Genomic DNA, 16,519 nt, shown 5'->3' with positions numbered 1-16,519 from the left:
GCCAGATCACAGGGCTTTTCCCCCAACGTCTCTCCTGAAGATACTCTTAACCAGGATCTCGGGATCGTGTGGACGCCTCCATCTCGTCCCGATTCGGTCCTTCGCCAACTGGACCGCATCGACCGCTCTGGCGCGACGGCCGTCCGGCTGACGCGCCTTCCCTCCGCTCCGATTGCGGCTCGCGCCGACTCGCTGGGCCTCCGCCTGTACGTCGACCTGCCGGTGGAGGCCGTGTCGGCGTCGTGGTCCGACGGAGCACGGCCCCGGGCCGACGCGTCGCTGGATCGACTGCTCTCGTTGGCCAACCGTCATGCTTCCATCACACATGTCGGCCTCGCGCGGGGCGTCAATACAACCGCGCCCCGAACCTGTGACCGACTGCGTCGCTGGGCGGACCGCATTCGTGACCAATCCCCGTCCCTGCAGACCTACTACGTAACCCCGTTCATCCCCTCCGCCGATCAATGTGCGGGGGCCGTGGACCATCCTCTTCTCGACCTCCGCGGCCACCCGCGGCCCACGGACCGGTGGCACGCGTGGCGTGCACAGACGGCCTCGGTCGGAATCGGTGCCCTCGGAACGTGGACCCGGCCGGACGCCCCCGCGGGACTCCGGGTGCCACACTCCGCGGAACGCCAGGCACGGTACCTGGAAACCACTCTGTCTCGTCTCCTCGACTCCACCCGTGCCGCCCCGCCCGTCGTGTTCGTGGCCCGCTGGCAAGACGACCATGCGTCCCTCCTTCCCGCCCGGCGCTACGGGCTGCACGACGCCGCCGGGACGCCTCGGCCCGCAGCAAAGGTGGTTCGGGGGATTTATTCGGGCACCCAGCGCACCTTTGCGTTTCCTGACGGATCGGCCCCAACGGGAACGTACGGCCTCGTCCTCGGGGGCTGGGGGCTCGTGGCCGTCCTCGGACTGCTGTATGCCGGAAGCCTCTTTGTGCGCGAGACGGCGGTCCGGTACTTCACGGCCCCGGGCTTCTACCGGGATGCCCTGCAGGACGGGCGGGAGGTGTCGTCCGGGGCCAACGGCCTGCTTCTGAGTCTCGTGGGGGGAAGTTTAGGGGTGGCAGCCGCCCGTACGGCCCAGTTGGCCGCGGCCCAGCCCGAAACCGAGCGTGTGCTCGCTGCCCTGCCCCGGATCGTCGGAACTGCGCTGGCGCCAGGCATCGAGCACCCGGTGCTGGCCGGCCTCGCCGTGGGTGGGGGGGCGCTCGCTCTGCTCCTGCTCTGGATGGGGGCGCTGGTCGCAACCGCCCGCCTCGGTACACGCTTCACGGTGGCACAGGGACTCATGCTCGTCACATGGCCCTGCTGGCCGGTCCTACTGGCCTCGCCAATCGCACTCGCCGCCGGCCCCCACGCCCCACTGTCGCCGTCGCTCTTCGGCCTCGTTCTGCTCGGGGGCGGCACCCTGGCCCTCATCTCTGTTACCCTCCGCGTGCTCTTCGACTACTGGCAGGTGACCGATGCTCCAGCCTGGACATCCTTCCCCCTCGTCGCCCTGAGTCCACTCGCCCTCGTGGGCACGTCCCTGCTCGTTGCGGGGCAGTACGGCGTGTCGTTCTCTCTCCTCTGGCGCCTCGCCGTCTACACCTAGCGTCGTGACCCGGGACCAGTCACAGGGCCCAGGTGACCATTTCGGGATAGAGCGCCAATGCCACCAGCCCGAGCACCTGAATCACGATGAACGGGACCGCCCCCCGATAGATCTGGGTGGTGTCGACCTCATCGGGCGCTACCCCACGGAGGTAGAAGAGCGCGAACCCGAAGGGCGGCGTCAGAAACGAGGTCTGCAGGTTCATCCCCACCATTACGCCAAACCAGACGAGCGCGGCGTCCGCCGTCGCCCCAAACTCCGGCGGCAGCAGCCGGGCGGCCGGCGCCTGTAGCAGCGGAATGATGATGAACGCAATCTCGAAGAAGTCGATAAAGAACCCGAGCAGAAAGATAACCAGGTTGGCCACAATCAGGAAGCCGATCACCCCACCCGGGAGGTTCGTCAGCAGCCCCTCCACCCAGAAGTCGCCCCCCAGCCCCCGAAACACGAGCGAGAAGGCTGTGGAGCCCACGAGCAAAAACATGACCATGGAGGTCAGCCGCATGGTCTCGTCCATGGTCTCATGGAGGGCGTCCATCGACAGGCGCCCGTTGGCCGCGGCGAGGGCCATGGCCCCCACCGCCCCGAGCGCTCCGGCCTCGGTAGGGGTCGCCACCCCGGCGAAGATACTGCCCAGAACGAGCAGAATGAGGACGAGCGGCGGCAGCATCACGAGAAGCACGCGTTTGGCGAGCCGTCCCGGTGAAATGTCACGGGTGTCCGCAGGCAGGGCCGGCGCCACGTCGGGCCAGAGGAGCGCCACCCCGCCCGCGTACAGGGCGTAGAGGCTCGCCAGGGCGACGCCCGGCACGAGCGCCCCGATGAAGAGGTCCCCCACGCTGATGCCGAGCTGATCGGCCAGCACGATCAGCACAATGCTCGGCGGGATGATCTGGCCGAGGGTTCCCGCCGCCGTGATGACGCCGGAGGACAGCTCTTTGGAGTATCCGTACCGCAGCATGACGGGCATCGAGATAAGCCCCATCGCCACCACCGACGCCCCCACCACGCCCGTGGCCGCGGCCAGCAACGCCCCCACGAACACGACGGCGATCGCGAGGCCGCCGCGTACCACCCCGAACAGCTGCCCGATCGTCGTAAGCAGGTCCTCGGCTAGGCGCGATTTCTCCAACATGGTACCCATGAAGATGAAGAAGGGCACCGCCAGGAGGATGAAGTTCGACATCACCCCGAAGATCCGGGACGGCATCGCCTGGAGAAGGCCCCAGCTGAGAAGCCCCGCCTGCTCGCCGATGAACATGAAGGCGAGCGCCGTGCCCCCGAGGGAAAACGCAACGGGGTACCCGGAGAAGATCAGCAAGAGGGCCCCCGCAAACATCAGCGGGGCGAGAAGATCGGCACCCATGGAAACTTGCGTCGTGTCAGCGTCTCAGAACGGTGTGTCGGATCGGGGATCGGCCCGTCGCCGCGAGGCGAAATTCGGAAAACGGCCTCCACAACGTAGACGGCCCGTCGACGGTCGCCTCGTCCCAGTCCGTAGGCATCACGTCTCGTTCGCGACTCTCTTTCAGGAGCAGTAGACGAAACCGGGAAACAGTGTCCGGCTTGCGTTTGAGAGCCGTGGGGTCCCTCACCCTGCGCGGGGCTGAGACTCGCGGTCCACCGGGTTCGTGACCTCGTATCCACGGAGCACGGCCACCTTCCGGATCACGAGGGCCACGCCCTGCGCCATCACCAGCAGGAGCGCCAGCGGGATGACGGTTTTGATCGGGTAGCGGGGCAGGCCGCCAGGATCGGGCGACCCCTCCAGGATGGCCCAGGAATTGCTCACGAACGGGATCGACATCCACAGCACCAGCCCACAGAACGGCAGGAGAAAACACAGCGTGCCCAAGATGTCGACCCACGCCCGGCCCCTGCGTGAGAGCCGACTGTACAGCACGTCGACCCGCACGTGGTCGTCGTACTCCAGCGTGTAGGCCGCCCCCAGCAGAAAGACGAGGCTGAAGAGGTACCACTGCATCTCAATCCACATGTTGGAGCTCAGCCCGAGCCCCGTGTACTTGTCGAGGTAGCGGGCCAAAGCGTTGAACGCGCCGACCCCCACCATCGCCAGGGTCAGCCAGTAGAGCAGGCGGCCGATCCGGTCGTTCAGGCGATCGATGCGGCGGGCCCACCGGAGCCAGCGGTCCATAAGCCGGGTGGCGTTGGTCGTTCGTGGAGTGCGTTGGGCACAGCAAGGGTACCGGTTGGGCGCCGCATCCTCAAGCGGGAGGCCTCCTTTCTGCCCCCAACACAAAAAGGCCGCCCCGATCCTCCACGGATCGGAGCGGCCCACAGCGGTTCTCAGAAAAGGGACGCAGGCGTCCTACGCCGCCACAGGGTCGGCCCCTGTCTCGATGGGCACGCCCACGAGGCTGCCCCACTCGGTCCACGAGCCGTCGTAGTTCCGGACGCGCGGGTGCCCGAGCAGCTGCGAGAGAACGAACCAGCTATGGCTCGACCGCTCGCCGATGCGGCAGTAGGCGATGGTCTCCTTGTCGGGCGTGATGCCGCGCTCTTCGTAGATCTCCCTGAGCTCCTCGGCGCTCTTGAAGGTGCCGTCCTCGTTCACGGCCTCGCTCCAGCTGATGTTGTGGGCGCCGGGAATGTGACCGCCGCGCTGCGCACCCTCGTTCAGGCCGTCTGGGCCCAGCTTTTCGCCGCTAAACTCTTCTGGAGAGCGGACGTCGACCAACTCCACGTCGTCGCGGTCGAGCGTCTGCTGAACGTACCCGGAGAAGGCGCGAATGGAATTGTCGGGGGCCGAGGCGGTCCAGTTGCCGTCCTCATAGTCCGGCGCCTCGGTGCTCAGGGGGTAGTCCTCGGCGAGCCACTTTTTGCGGCCGCCGTCCAAGACTTTCGTGTCCTCGTGGCCGTAGTACGTGAGCTCCCAGAAGGCCCAGGCGGCAAACCAGTTGTCGTTGTCGCCATAGAGAACAATCGTCGTGTCGTCGTCGATGCCCGAACTGCGCAGGAGCGACTGGAAGTCTTCTTTCGACGCCAGATCGCGCGTCTGCGTGTCGGCCAACTGTGTTTCCCAGTTCCATCCGACGGCGCCGGGGACGTGGCCCTCCTCGTAGGCGGAGGTGTCGACGTCCACCTCGACAAACTGCACGTCGGGGTCATCGAGGCGATCGGCAGCCCAGTCGGTGGAGACGAGAACATCGGGATTCGCGTAGGTACTCATGGTTAGGGGGAGTGTTGGGTTGTTGAGCAAAAACAAAGGGGTGTTCGGAAGCCGGGATAAACACGGGGCCGCGGAGACGCACAGGGCACTTCGTCCCTTGGGACACAACCGTGGGGGGCCATGGGCAATCTCCCTGCCCAGGTGGGACGCAGGAGCACTGCACTCTCTCTGCCTCAACCTCACAGGTCAGTCCACGTGAGACACAGCCCAGCTCTCCTAAAAAGGGGATGCCCGGTGCGAAGCACTCGCATCAGGACCGGAAAAAGGGTCTCCGGCGAGCCGGCGTTATCCGCGACAGGACGCAATCATGCCACACAAACACGAACAGAGACACACCGGCGCAGTGAGGGTCCAGACAGAGGACGAGAGATGAGAACTGCGCACGTCGGCGTGACGCATGTGCATGAGCGCGGGTGGTTCAAAAGACGACCAGCACCGCCGCTCTGGGCGACTGGCTACTGGTTTCAGGTCCCATAATTCAAATCTGCATGATGGGTTCCCACCATCTCCGACCCGCTCAGGGCGTTCCCGTCGGCTCCACGAAGACGTTACGCTTCGTCGTCGGCGTACTGGTGCGCTCGTTTCACCACGTCCTCGTCGAAGTCCCGCTCCCGCCACTGCTCCAGCCGTTCAGCGATGGCCTCCTCGTAGCCCTGCTCGCTGGGATCGTAGAAGTAAGTCCCCTGCATCTCATTGGGGAGATACTGCTGTGGGGTGTAGTGCTCGCGGTAGGCGTGGGGGTACTTGTAGCCCTCGCCGTGCCCCAGGCCGTCTTTGTCGCGGCTCGGGTCCTTCAGGTGCTGCGGGATGTCGTCGGTCTGCTCCTCGCGGACATGATCGAGCGCGTCGAAGTAGGCGAACGTGCTGTTGCTTTTCGGCGCGGTGGCGAGGTAGAGGCAGCACTCCGCCAGGAGAAACTGTCCCTCCGGCATGCCCACGTACTCGAACCCCTCGGCGGCACTCTGGGCAACCTGCAAGGCCCGCGGGTCGGCCAGGCCCACGTCTTCAGCGGCGAAAATGACCAGGCGGCGGAGGATGAAGCGGGGCCCCTCCCCAGCGTAGAGCATGCGGGCGAGCCAGTAGAGCGCCGCGTCCGGGTCCGAGCCGCGCAGGCTTTTGATGAAGGCACTGATGGTGTCGAAGTGGGCATCGCCCTCCTTGTCGTACAGCACCGCCCGCTGCTGAATCGAGTCCTCCGCCACGTCGAGGTCAATGTAGACGGTCCCTTCAGCGTCCGGCGCGGTGGTTTCGACGGCCAGTTCCAGGGCGTTGAGAACCGAGCGGGCGTCGCCGTTGGCCGTGCCGATCAGGTGATCGAGTGCCGCCTCCGTGACCTCCACGTCGCGGCCGCCGTAGCCGCGCTCCTCGTCGGTGAGCGTCATGGCCGCCACCTGCCGCAGGTGCTCTTCCGCCAGCGGCTCCAGCTCAAAGACGCGTGAGCGGCTCACCAGCGCGTCGTTCACCTCGAAGTACGGATTCTCGGTCGTAGCGCCGATCAGGGTCACCGTGCCGTTCTCCACGTGCGGCAGAAGCGCGTCCTGCTGCGCTGTGTTAAAGCGATGGACCTCGTCGACGAAGAGAATGGTCCGCGTCTGGTGGTGCTTCAGGCGGTTTTTGGCCTTCTGAATGGCCTCGCGGAGGTCGTTGACACCACTCAGCACCGCGTTGAGGGAGGTGAAGTGCGCCTCGGTCGTGCGGGCGACGATGCGGGCGAGGGTCGTCTTGCCCGTGCCGGGGGGGCCACAAAAGAGGACGGACGTCACCCGATCCGCCTCGATGGCACGACGCAGCAGCTTGCCCTCGCCAATGAAGTGCTCCTGGCCCACGAACTCATCGAGCGTGCGGGGGCGCATGCGGTCGGCCAAGGGGGCACGCTCCTGGCGGGCCTTCTCCGCCTGCTCGTCGAAAAGATCAGGCATGGGCGATCGACGGGGGTACGTTCTGACACGAGCAACGCAGGGACATGCTCAACCCACTGAGCCGGACTGAGTTTTCCAGTGGCTCACTGGTAGTCCTCCCGGACGGGGCTGAACACATCGATGATCCTGCAAGCGGTGACGGCCCGACCCGAGTGGGGCATGTCAGGCGGAATGACAGCAACGCGCCCCGGCGTCAAAGTTTCGGGCGTGCCGTCGATCGTGAGCTCGAACTCGCCCTCCACGACGATCGAGATCTGCTCGTGTGGGTGGTCGTGCTCGGGAAACGACGCCCCCGCCTCCACCTCCCAGTTCGTGACGGTCATGTTGTCCCCGTGCAGAAACGCCCCCAGGTATCCGGGCATCTTTTCGGAGCGGTCGAGGGCATCAAACGAATGGACAGGCATGGAGAGGCGGCAAGAATGAGCAGCATGAGTTGGACTTTCCTTCAACCCGCCGCCTGCTCAATCGTTGCGCGCGATCGGCACGTTGAGGACTGGACGGTGCCTAAATCGATCTCAGCCGCTTTAGAGACCGCCTCTCGGAGGACATCTGGGCACCATTGGCTGCGGTAAAAGCCCCTCCGGACGGCTCCTCCCCCGACGGATTTCTGCAGCTACTGCCCCCTGGGGAAGGCACCCTGCCCTGAAGAAATTTTGGGCACGACCTCAGGAGAAGACCGTGGACACTGCCGCTTCGTGCAGGCGACCAGTGGAGACGTGTCCCCGAAGCCGTTTGCCGAGTGGGTGGTCGGGATTGTGCTCCTCATCGCGAAGAGATGGTTTTAGTTCGACGTGTATCGACGTTTCCACTGTCCCCCGATCCGAAGACTACTCTTTTCAACTCGCTTCGTCCTTTGTCTTTGAGACTCCGGGTTCAGTGAGGAGCCCCCCACCGAAAGAGCTACGCTCCACATGTTTATTCCGGCACGTTACAGCGAGAGGGATGGCGTCGCCGGACGAGGAATGGTACCACGATTTTCCGCTCGCGCCCCGATCACACGTTCCTGGACGATCCAACGCGAAATATTGCTCGCGGTCATCATCTCGGTGGTGACGAAAGGAGAGAGGCACATGGCTCAGACAATCCCCGTGCTGTCATTGCGACGCACACCCGGCCATCTGCTCGCCCCCTCTTCCATGACACCGCATAGCGACGCAAAAACCCGTCGAAACGCCGTATCTGTTATTTCGGAGCACCCGCTGGTTCCATAGGTTGGATTGTGTCATTGAGATTTCTCAGCCACCCCGCTCTCATGAAGGATTACCTCCGAACGCAGATCCGCCATGTGCTCGACGCCCTGGGCGACGTGCCGGACGACTTCGACATTGAGCTTGAGGAACCGGACCGCCCGGAGCACGGCGACCTTGCCACGAACACGGCCCTCCGCCTCGCGAGTGTGCTTGGGGACAGCCCTCGGTCCATCGCCGAGACCCTGGCCGAACGGCTGCGAGGGCGCGTCGACCCGGATCGCATCAAGGGTGTGGAGGTGGCCGGGCCCGGCTTCGTCAATTTCCGATTCGCCCAAGACTACCTCTTCGACGGGCTCGCCGATCTCTTGGCGCAGGGCGACACGTTCGGCCAGACGGACGTGGGGGCTGGACAGCGCGCACTGGTCGAGTACGTGAGCGCCAATCCCACCGGTCCCCTCAACGTGGGACACGGCCGCAATGCCGTGCTCGGGGACACGATCGCTAACCTGTTGACCTGGACTGGATACGACGTCGCGCGCGAGTATTACTACAACGACGCCGGGCGCCAGATGCGCGTGCTCGCCCAGTCGGTGCGGGCCCGCTACGAGGAGCTGACGGGAGACGTCCCCACCACGACCCTCACGCTCGACGACGACACGACCGTGGAGGTGCCTGAGACCTTCCCCGAGGACGGCTACCTGGGGGCCTACATCGTAGAGATCGCTCGGGCCCTGTACGACGAGCACGGGGACGCCCTCCGCTCTAACGACGACCTAGCGCCGTTCCGGGCGGCCGCGGAGGACGCTATTTTCGGCGACATCGAGGCCACCCTCCGTGACCTCAACATTGACATGGACGGCTACGCCAACGAGCAGGCCCTCCACGACGAGGGGCGGGTGGAAACGGTGCTCGACGGCCTCGCCGACGCCGGCTACACCTACGAGGAGGAAGGGGCGCTCTGGTTCAAAACCACCGAGTTCGGCAAGGAGGACGACACGGTGCTCGTAAAGCAGACCGGTGAGCCTACGTACCGCACCCCCGACATCGCCTACCACGCCGCCAAGTTCGAGCGCGGCTTCGACCTCATGGTCGACGTTTTCGGGGCCGACCACCACGCCGCCTACCCAGACGTGCTGAGCGCCCTGGACGTGCTCGGGTACGAGACGGACCGGGTCGACGTGGTTCTCTATCAGTTCGTCACGCTCGTGCGGGGCGACGAGCCCGTCAAGATGAGCACACGCCGCGCCAACTACGTCACACTCGACGACCTCATCGAGCAGGTGGGGGCGGACGTGACGCGCTTCTTCTTCCTCATGCGCTCTCCCGACACGCACCTAAACTTTGATCTGGAGCTGGCGGAGGAGGAAAGCGAGAAGAACCCCGTCTTCTACCTTCAGTACGCCCACGCCCGCATCTGCTCCGTGCTTGACAAGGCCGAGGAGGTCGGCTTCTCCCACGACGAGGACGCCGACCTCTCACAACTGACTCATGAGGACGAGATTGCCCTCATCAAGGAACTACTCCGCTTCCCTAGAGAGCTGCAAAACGCCGCGGATGCGCGGGCGCCGCACTTCGTCCCCAACTACCTTCGGGACGTGGCGACTGCCTTCTCGCAGTTCTATGACAACTGCCGCATCATCGGCGAAGAGGACAGGTTGGCGTCGGCTCGCATGCGACTTGCACTGGCCGCGAAGACAGTCCTCAAAAACGGCCTGACCGTGCTCGGCATTTCCGCCCCTCGTCAAATGTGAGCAGGGCAGGCGACAAAGAGAATTGAACCAACCGTGGCACTCCGGCGCAGACTCCTCCTACGCCACGACCGGTCGGGTAACAGACGCGTCGTCCAGAATGGTGTCAAGTTCGAGCATCGTCACTGCTCCGTCGAGCAGCGCGTCGAGCCGAAGCACCTCGTCGGAGTCGAGCACGACCGTCGGGTGCCCATCCACGCGAAGCTGCCATCGACAGTCGCGCTCACAGTGATACACCTCGCTCGCCAGCGACCGCGTGGTGGCGCGCAGGGTTGGCACGTCCGACGACGCCAGAATCCAGCTCGTACCGCCGAACCGCAGGCGGACGCGGCCCTGTGTTGTGCGTTCCACGGAGCCGTGATCGGTCGCAAAAAGAACGGACGTGTCCGACGGGACGGAAGAAGCCATAACGAGTAGATTGAGGGTGCTGAGGATACTACCGGCTATTTAGATCGAATCTAAATCATCGAGGTTTCTGAATCCAGCGCGAGTGCGTGTAAAGGTTAGACGAAGCCCTGAACGCGACGGGGCGGAATCGCTTGGTACAGTGTCAATTTTTTCACTTCCCCCGCCGCCCGCATGCTCCTGCAGATCCACTGGGACGTCGACCCGACGATCTTTCGTTGGGGTGTTCTCGCCCCGCGCTGGTACGGCCTTCTGTTCGCACTGGGCTTCCTGATCGGCTTCTACCTCATGCGGCATGTCTTCGAGCGGGAGGGCAAGCCGGAAGCAGACCTCGACTACCTGCTGTTTTATCTGCTGGGGGGGACGATCCTCGGGGCCCGCCTCGGACACATTCTGTTCTATGCACCAGGTTATTACTTCAGCAATCCGCTCGAAATCCCCATGATCCAGCGGGGGGGGCTTGCAAGCCATGGGGGGCTCATCGGCGTCGTGCTGGCCATATGGCTCTACTGCCGCCGCCGCGAGGACCAGCCGTTCCTGTGGCTGCTCGACCGCCTCGCCGCCCCGGTCGCACTCACCGGAAGCCTTATCCGTCTCGGCAACTTCTTCAACTCCGAAATCTTGGGCGTGCCCACCGACCTGCCCTGGGGCGTGGTCTTCGAGCGTGCGGCCCGGGTGCGGCGGGGCATCGAGGCCATTCCCCTCCATCCCGTGCAGCTCTACGAGTCGATCTGTTACTTTCTCGTCTTCGTCCTCCTGTGGCGGCTGTACCAGCGGCACGGGGCCGACACGCCACGCGGCCAGCTGGTGGGGCTGTTCTTCACACTGATCTTCGGCGTCCGCATCGTGCTGGAGTTCTTTAAGATGCGACAGATCCACTTCGAGGCAGCACTGCCGATGGGACTCAGCATGGGCCAGTTGCTCAGCGTCCCCGCCGTGGCGATCGGCCTCTGGCTGTGGCAGCGGGCCTCCACGCCGTCTTCGTCTCCCGCCCACCCTTAGTAGCTACTGCTGGCCCTCTTCCCCGGTCGCGCCCCCTCGTGTTGTGTCGGCCCGCTCGCGAAGCTCTTCGCTGCTAATTGAGTCTCCGGCGGCCTCCGTTAGAGACCGTCCCTGTTCCGTGGCGACGGTTCGCACCTCCGACACGCGCTCGACGAACGACGAGCGGCGGGGGGGGAGTGCCTCGGCCTGCTGCACGGCCCACCGCACACCGTCCCACACCTCCATGCCCACGTACGTATCGGCGAGGAGGGCGTACAGGGCATAGCTCTCATCGTTGAGCGGCTCACAGCGCCCGCGAAGCACCTTTCGCGCCTCGGTGAGGCGTCCCCTTTCCAGCAGGGCTCGTGCCTTTGGCAGATACAGCAGCCAGTACGACTGCTCCTGCACAAGGGAGTCGGCCCGGGCCAGGGCCCGCTCGTGCTTCTCCCGAGCAAGAAGTTGTCGCAGGACGCTCACTTCCGGCGGGGCGTAGTCAGGGGCCATCGCTCGCGCCCGCTGAAAGTCCTGCCGCGCCGCCGACGTATCCCCCCGAGCCTGCCTCAGCTGACCAAGTTCGTAGTACAGTGGCGCGTACGGCTCGGCCAGGCGGGCGGCCAGTTGGAGCCGGGCCTCGGCGGCCCCAAGCTCTCCGGCCCGACGATAGGAGCGGGCCTCTTCCGCGAGTCCCAGGGCGCGCTCCGGGACGGAATCGGGGGAGACTTCGCTGGCCAGCCGCCACCGTTGCAGATCATTCAGGAGGGAAGCACGGGCCACCGTCTTGAAGACGAAAGCCGATGTGTCTTGCGCCGGCGTGGTGTTCGGGAGAACTTGTTTATCGTCAAGCTGGAATGTCCAGTCTTCCGACGGCCGGACGGCGTAGCAGACCCGGTCCGAATCCCCCCCCGTGTCCGGAGGCACCGCACCCTCTGCGTCCGCGTGGGCAACATCGACGTACCGCTCCCCGTCTCTCCTCCCTCATCATACAGGCGCTTTCCCAGACCCGATAGCGTGCCCGTACGTGCTTCGTGTCCGGCAGCCCACTTACATCTCGTATCCCCCGCACAGGAATAGTCTTCGGACCAGAACTCTGCCGTCACCCGTGGTCTCGTCGGCACAATGCCGTGCGATAGAGGATGTTTTGCCCTCTTTGCCCGGGCAGGGATGCACCCCTCGATCCTCCGCGCATGTCGTCGATCGGCCCATGCCCTTCGCAGTTGACCCTCTCCGCACGCTGTGGCAGATTGTGGACGGATTTATCGCAGCCTCTCCATGATCCCCCTGCCCTGTGTTTTCTTCTCCCCTGGTCTCCGAGCCGATGGCGATCATCGCGCTCTTCAGTGCCATCCTCGGCGGTGTCTTCTGGCTGGATTCGTTCGAGGTCTTCGAGCCCCTCTTCAAGTACCTCCCGCCGGTCATCTGGGCGTACTTCGTGCCCATGCTGTGCACCACCGTTGGCCTTACGCCTGCCGAAAGCCCGGTGTACGACTGGATGTCGGCCTACCTGCTGCCCTTCTCGCTCTTTCTCCTTATGATCACGGTCGACCTAAAGGCCATCCTCCGTCTGGGCCCGATGGCGCTGTTCATGATGTGCGCGGGTACGCTCGGCATCATCGTGGGCGGGCCGGTCGTGTTTGCGCTGTTTGGTCCATTCTTTGAGGATCCGGTGGCCTGGAAAGGGTTCGCCGCGCTCTCGGGAAGCTGGATCGGGGGCACGGCCAACATGGTGGCGATGAAGCAGAGCTTCGGCACTCCGGACAGCACGCTCGGCCCGCTCCTGGTGGTGGACGTGGTGGCCGGCTACGGCTGGATGGGCGTGCTCATCTTCCTGAGCGCATACCAGGCCCACTTCGACGGCTGGATGGAGGCGGACACGTCCGCGATGGACCGCCTGAACGAAAAGATGAAAAACATGGAGGACCAGTTGCGGCCCGTCACCCTCCGCGACCTCGCGTTGATGATCGGCCTCGCTCTCGCCGCTACTGTGGCGGCTAAGACCGTCGGGGCCACAATGCCGGAGATCGGTACCGCAGACGCCACCGTCATCAGTACAGACACCTGGGCAATTCTGCTCGTGGTAACGGGAGGGCTCCTGCTCTCCTTTACCTCCCTACAGGAGATGGAGAACGCGGGGGCGTCCCGGCTCGGCTACTTCGCGCTGTACCTGCTCCTCACGTCCATCGGCGCCAAGGCCGACCTCGCTGCCGTACTGGATGTCCCTCTGTATCTGCTGGCGGGGGTCCTGTGGATCCTCATCCACATCGCCTTCCTGCTGGCCGCCGCCCGGATGGTGAAGGCCCCGCTCTTCTTCGTAGCCACCGGCAGTATGGCCAACGTCGGTGGGGCCGCCAGCGCCCCCATCGTGGCGGGCGTCTATCTGCCGGCGATGGCGCCCGTGGGCCTGCTCATGGGCGTCGCCGGCTACATCCTGGGCATCTACGCGGCACTCGGCTGCGGCTGGCTGATCGGACTCGTGGCGGTGTAGCCCTTCCACCCCTGTCGCTCAGGCACTCGAGGCCTGCGACGGGCTGCCCGCAGGGATCGACGGCCTCCCCCCTGGGAGACTCCGGAATGATCCATCGTGCTCTTGCCTTGTTTCGCAAAGCACCCGCATCGGCGACACGGTGCGCGCGGTCCGCAATGTGTACGACCGCCACCTCCGCGAACAGGTACACCATCGGGGGGAGGGCCAGAGGGGGATGGCCCTGAAGCGCGCATTCTCGTTCACCTGCCGTTTTCCCTCATGCTTCTCGGCTACGACATCGGCAGCTCGGCGATCAAGGCCGCCCTACTGGACCCCGACACCGGCAACGCGGTGGCCTCCGCCCGCGCCCCATCGGACCACGAGATGAGCATGGAGGCCCGGCACCCGGGTTGGGCCGAGCAGCCGCCCGGACGCTGGTGGCGTCACGTACAGGCCGCCACGGACACGCTCCGCTCAATGCCCAGCGCCGACCTTCAGGCCGTGCGGGCCATCGGCCTCACCTACCAGATGCACGGTCTCGTGCTGGTGAACAAGGCACATGAGGTGCTGCGCCCGTCCATCATCTGGTGTGACAGTCGGGCCGTGGATATTGGCCGGGAGGCCTTCGAGGCGCTCGGGCGGGAGTGGTGTCTCTCCCACCTCCTCAACAGCCCCGGCAACTTCACGGCCGCCAAGTTGGCCTGGGTGAAGCGGAACGAGCCCGAGGTCTACGGCCGAGTCCACAAGGCCATGCTGCCCGGCGACTACCTCGCCCTCAAGCTCACCGGGACCGTCCGCACGACCCCGTCGGGCCTTTCCGAAGGAACACTCTGGGACGTACAGCGGCAGGACGTGGCCGTCAACCTGCTCGACTACTTCGACCTCGACCCAAGCCTCTGGCCGGAGACGGTGCCGACCTTTTCCGAGCAGGGCACCGTCACCGCATCCGCCGCCTCGACCCTGGGCGTGCCGAGCGGCGTGCCTGTAGCCTACCGGGCGGGGGACCAGCCCAACAATGCGTTCTCGCTCAACGTGCTGGAGCCGGGGGAGGTGGCCGCCACCGCCGGCACGTCCGGCGTCATTTACGGCGTCGGCGACACGCCCGGCTACGACCGGCAGTCCCGCGTCAACACCTTCCTCCACGTCAATCACGAGCCCGGGGAGCGCCTCCGCTACGGCACCCTCATGTGCGTAAACGGCACCGGCATCCTGAACCGGTGGCTGCGCGGCATCCTTGCTGGCGCCAACGGTCTCTCCTACGAAGAGATGAACGAGGAGGCCGCCCAGGCCCCCATCGGGGCCGCGGGCCTGACGGTGCTCCCCTTCGGCAACGGGGCGGAGCGCACCCTGGGCGACCGCGACCTTGGGGCGTCGGTGCATGGACTCAACTTCAACGTCCACGGCCGGCCGCATCTGCTCCGCGCCGCGCAGGAGGGCATCGTCTTCGCCCTGCGCTACGGCCTCGATATCATGCAGGCGATGGGGCTCTCTGCCGAGACGGTCCGTGCCGGCCACGCGAACATGTTTCTGAGTCCCCTTTTCGCCACCACTTTCGCCACCCTCACGGACACGACCGTCGAGCTACTCCGCACCGACGGGTCCGAAGGGGCCGCCCGGGGCGCCGGGGTCGGTGCTGGCCTCTACTCCACCCCGAGCGACGCCTTTGAGGGCCTGGAGCCCGTGAAGACTGTATCTCCGAATCCCACACACGCCTCGGCCTACGCGGAAGCGTACGATCGCTGGACCCACACGCTCGCTCATCAACTCAACCGCACGACGTGACCATGTCCGACCCTTCCCTGCATAGCCTCTGCCGATGGACCTTCCACGAGGGCACAGGACGGTTCGTCCCGAGCGGCGTCCGCCCGGACTGGGCCCCCGACCACTTCGACACCGTCGATTTCGTGCGTCTCGTGCAGGACGAGACTGTCCCGCGCCTGCCGGACCACGTCGAACTGGGCGTGGAGCTGCACTACGACAACGAGTATGACGAGGAGAATGCCACGGACATTGCCGATGCTCTGGACGCGACTGACCTGAGCCTAGCGATGGTGACACCGGGCGCGCACCTGCACCACGCCTACGGGGGCATCGCGTCGCTCGACCCCGACGAGCGGGCCGAGGCCCAGGACTTCTGCGAGCGCTGCCTCGAGGTGGCCTACGGCCCCCTCCGCCCCGGCTGGAGCGACGACCCGGGCAAGGCCCCCTCGCTGGTAATCTGGAACGGCTCCTTCGGGTACGACCTCGCCACACCCGAGCTGCGCCGCATGTACCAGAACCTCAAAGAAAGCCTGGCGAAGCTCTGCCGGTTCGAAGCAGAGCAGGGTGGGGAGCTCTTCGTCACCCTGGAGCCGAAGCCCAACGAGGGACATCCGGCCATGCTCCTTCCCACCGTGGCCAGCGCCATCGTGATGTGGTACCGCATCGCGGAGGAGTTCGACGTGCCTTTAAGCCGGAAGGGCGTCAACAAGGAGATCGGCCACTCCGAGATGGTAGGCCTCGACCCGGTGCACGATACGATCGAGGAGCTGGACAACGGGATGATGCACCACACCCACCTCAACAGTCAGGGCTACAACGACGGCATCTCGATGGGCGGCTCCGGGCGATTCGACATCGACCAGGCCACCCGCATCAACGGGATGAACATCGCCATGGCCCGCCTCATGCAGGACGCCGGCTTCGACCGCTGGAAGGGCCACGACGTGCAGGCCCGCCCGTACGACGACACCGATCAGGCCCTGGGCCGGGTCCTGCGCTCCGTTTTGAGCTGGGAGGCCTGCGAGCACGCCGCCGCCAAGCTGGATGGCGAGGCGCTCCACGCTCACCTCGCCAGTCGGGACACGGCTAAGGCCGAAGACCTGATGCGCGGGGCCGTCGCGACGGCCCAGAGCTGGTTCGACGACCACTTTGAGCCGGTGGCATAGCCCGGGGCCTCCGACAAACCCGATCCACATTGCAGTTTATTCCTCTCCGCAGGCATGGGTGCCCCGAGCGCTTGCGGGGTTTTCGTGCCCCGCACT

Annotated in this window: 13 protein-coding genes; 6 read left to right on the top strand and 7 right to left on the bottom strand. The window is 65.4% G+C overall.

Annotated elements, in window-relative coordinates; all coding sequences use genetic code 11:
* Positions 1-66 precede the first annotated feature (66 nt).
* Positions 67-1,602 carry a hypothetical protein gene (locus tag OJB03_RS04040; protein WP_263785468.1) on the top strand — a complete coding sequence of 512 codons (1,536 nt, stop codon included), beginning with the start codon at positions 67-69 and terminating at the stop codon, positions 1,600-1,602.
* 19 nt (positions 1,603-1,621) lie between these two features.
* Here OJB03_RS04040 and OJB03_RS04035 read toward each other — a convergent pair whose 3' ends face one another.
* The 5 genes from OJB03_RS04035 to OJB03_RS04015 form a co-directional block, all read right to left on the bottom strand.
* Positions 1,622-2,968 (bottom strand): TRAP transporter large permease, encoded by a 1,347-nt coding sequence (locus OJB03_RS04035; RefSeq protein WP_263785466.1) that lies wholly within the window; start codon positions 2,966-2,968, stop codon positions 1,622-1,624.
* A gap of 225 nt (positions 2,969-3,193) precedes the next feature.
* Positions 3,194-3,757 (bottom strand): TRAP transporter small permease subunit, encoded by a 564-nt coding sequence (locus tag OJB03_RS04030; protein ID WP_263785465.1) that lies wholly within the window; start codon positions 3,755-3,757, stop codon positions 3,194-3,196.
* 174 nt (positions 3,758-3,931) lie between these two features.
* Positions 3,932-4,792: a sulfurtransferase gene (locus tag OJB03_RS04025; RefSeq protein WP_263785463.1), complete on the bottom strand. Its 861-nt coding sequence runs from the start codon at positions 4,790-4,792 to the stop codon at positions 3,932-3,934.
* A 548-nt stretch (positions 4,793-5,340) separates the two neighbouring features.
* Positions 5,341-6,711, bottom strand: coding sequence for an AAA family ATPase (locus OJB03_RS04020; protein ID WP_263785461.1), 1,371 nt, complete (start codon positions 6,709-6,711; stop codon positions 5,341-5,343).
* Between the two features lie 83 nt (positions 6,712-6,794).
* Entirely contained in the window at positions 6,795-7,115 is a 321-nt protein-coding gene (locus tag OJB03_RS04015) for a cupin domain-containing protein (protein ID WP_263785460.1), read from the bottom strand.
* Between the two features lie 848 nt (positions 7,116-7,963).
* Here OJB03_RS04015 and argS point away from each other — a divergent pair.
* The gene (argS, locus tag OJB03_RS04010; RefSeq protein WP_263785459.1) at positions 7,964-9,652 is read left to right on the top strand and encodes an arginine--tRNA ligase; all 1,689 of its coding nucleotides are present in this window, start codon (positions 7,964-7,966) and stop codon (positions 9,650-9,652) included.
* 57 nt (positions 9,653-9,709) lie between these two features.
* Here argS and OJB03_RS04005 read toward each other — a convergent pair whose 3' ends face one another.
* Entirely contained in the window at positions 9,710-10,057 is a 348-nt protein-coding gene (locus tag OJB03_RS04005; protein ID WP_263785458.1) for a citrate synthase, read from the bottom strand.
* 171 nt (positions 10,058-10,228) lie between these two features.
* On the opposite strand from OJB03_RS04005, the gene lgt reads away from it, so the two are divergent.
* Positions 10,229-11,056 (top strand): prolipoprotein diacylglyceryl transferase, encoded by an 828-nt coding sequence (lgt, locus tag OJB03_RS04000; protein ID WP_263785457.1) that lies wholly within the window; start codon positions 10,229-10,231, stop codon positions 11,054-11,056.
* Between the two features lie 3 nt (positions 11,057-11,059).
* On the opposite strand, the gene OJB03_RS03995 is transcribed toward lgt, so the two are convergent.
* Positions 11,060-11,809, bottom strand: coding sequence for a tetratricopeptide repeat protein (locus OJB03_RS03995; RefSeq protein ID WP_263785456.1), 750 nt, complete (start codon positions 11,807-11,809; stop codon positions 11,060-11,062).
* Between the two features lie 511 nt (positions 11,810-12,320).
* On the opposite strand from OJB03_RS03995, the gene OJB03_RS03990 reads away from it, so the two are divergent.
* The 3 genes from OJB03_RS03990 to OJB03_RS03980 all read left to right on the top strand — a co-directional run bounded on the left by OJB03_RS03990 (position 12,321) and on the right by OJB03_RS03980 (position 16,423).
* Positions 12,321-13,517 (top strand): DUF819 family protein, encoded by a 1,197-nt coding sequence (locus tag OJB03_RS03990; RefSeq protein WP_263785455.1) that lies wholly within the window; start codon positions 12,321-12,323, stop codon positions 13,515-13,517.
* Positions 13,518-13,775: 258 nt separating this feature from the next.
* Positions 13,776-15,278, top strand: coding sequence for a xylulokinase (locus tag OJB03_RS03985; RefSeq protein WP_263785454.1), 1,503 nt, complete (start codon positions 13,776-13,778; stop codon positions 15,276-15,278).
* Between the two features lie 2 nt (positions 15,279-15,280).
* Complete coding sequence (locus OJB03_RS03980; protein WP_263785453.1) at positions 15,281-16,423, top strand: sugar phosphate isomerase/epimerase family protein; 1,143 nt, start codon at positions 15,281-15,283, stop codon at positions 16,421-16,423.
* Positions 16,424-16,519: the final 96 nt, after the last annotated feature.

Origin of the sequence: Salinibacter grassmerensis (assembly GCF_947077765.1) — a bacterium.
GTDB classification, from domain to species: domain Bacteria; phylum Bacteroidota; class Rhodothermia; order Rhodothermales; family Salinibacteraceae; genus Salinibacter; species Salinibacter grassmerensis.
The sequence above is the reverse complement of the archived record's forward strand: the minus strand, read 5'-3'. Positions and strand labels throughout refer to the sequence as shown.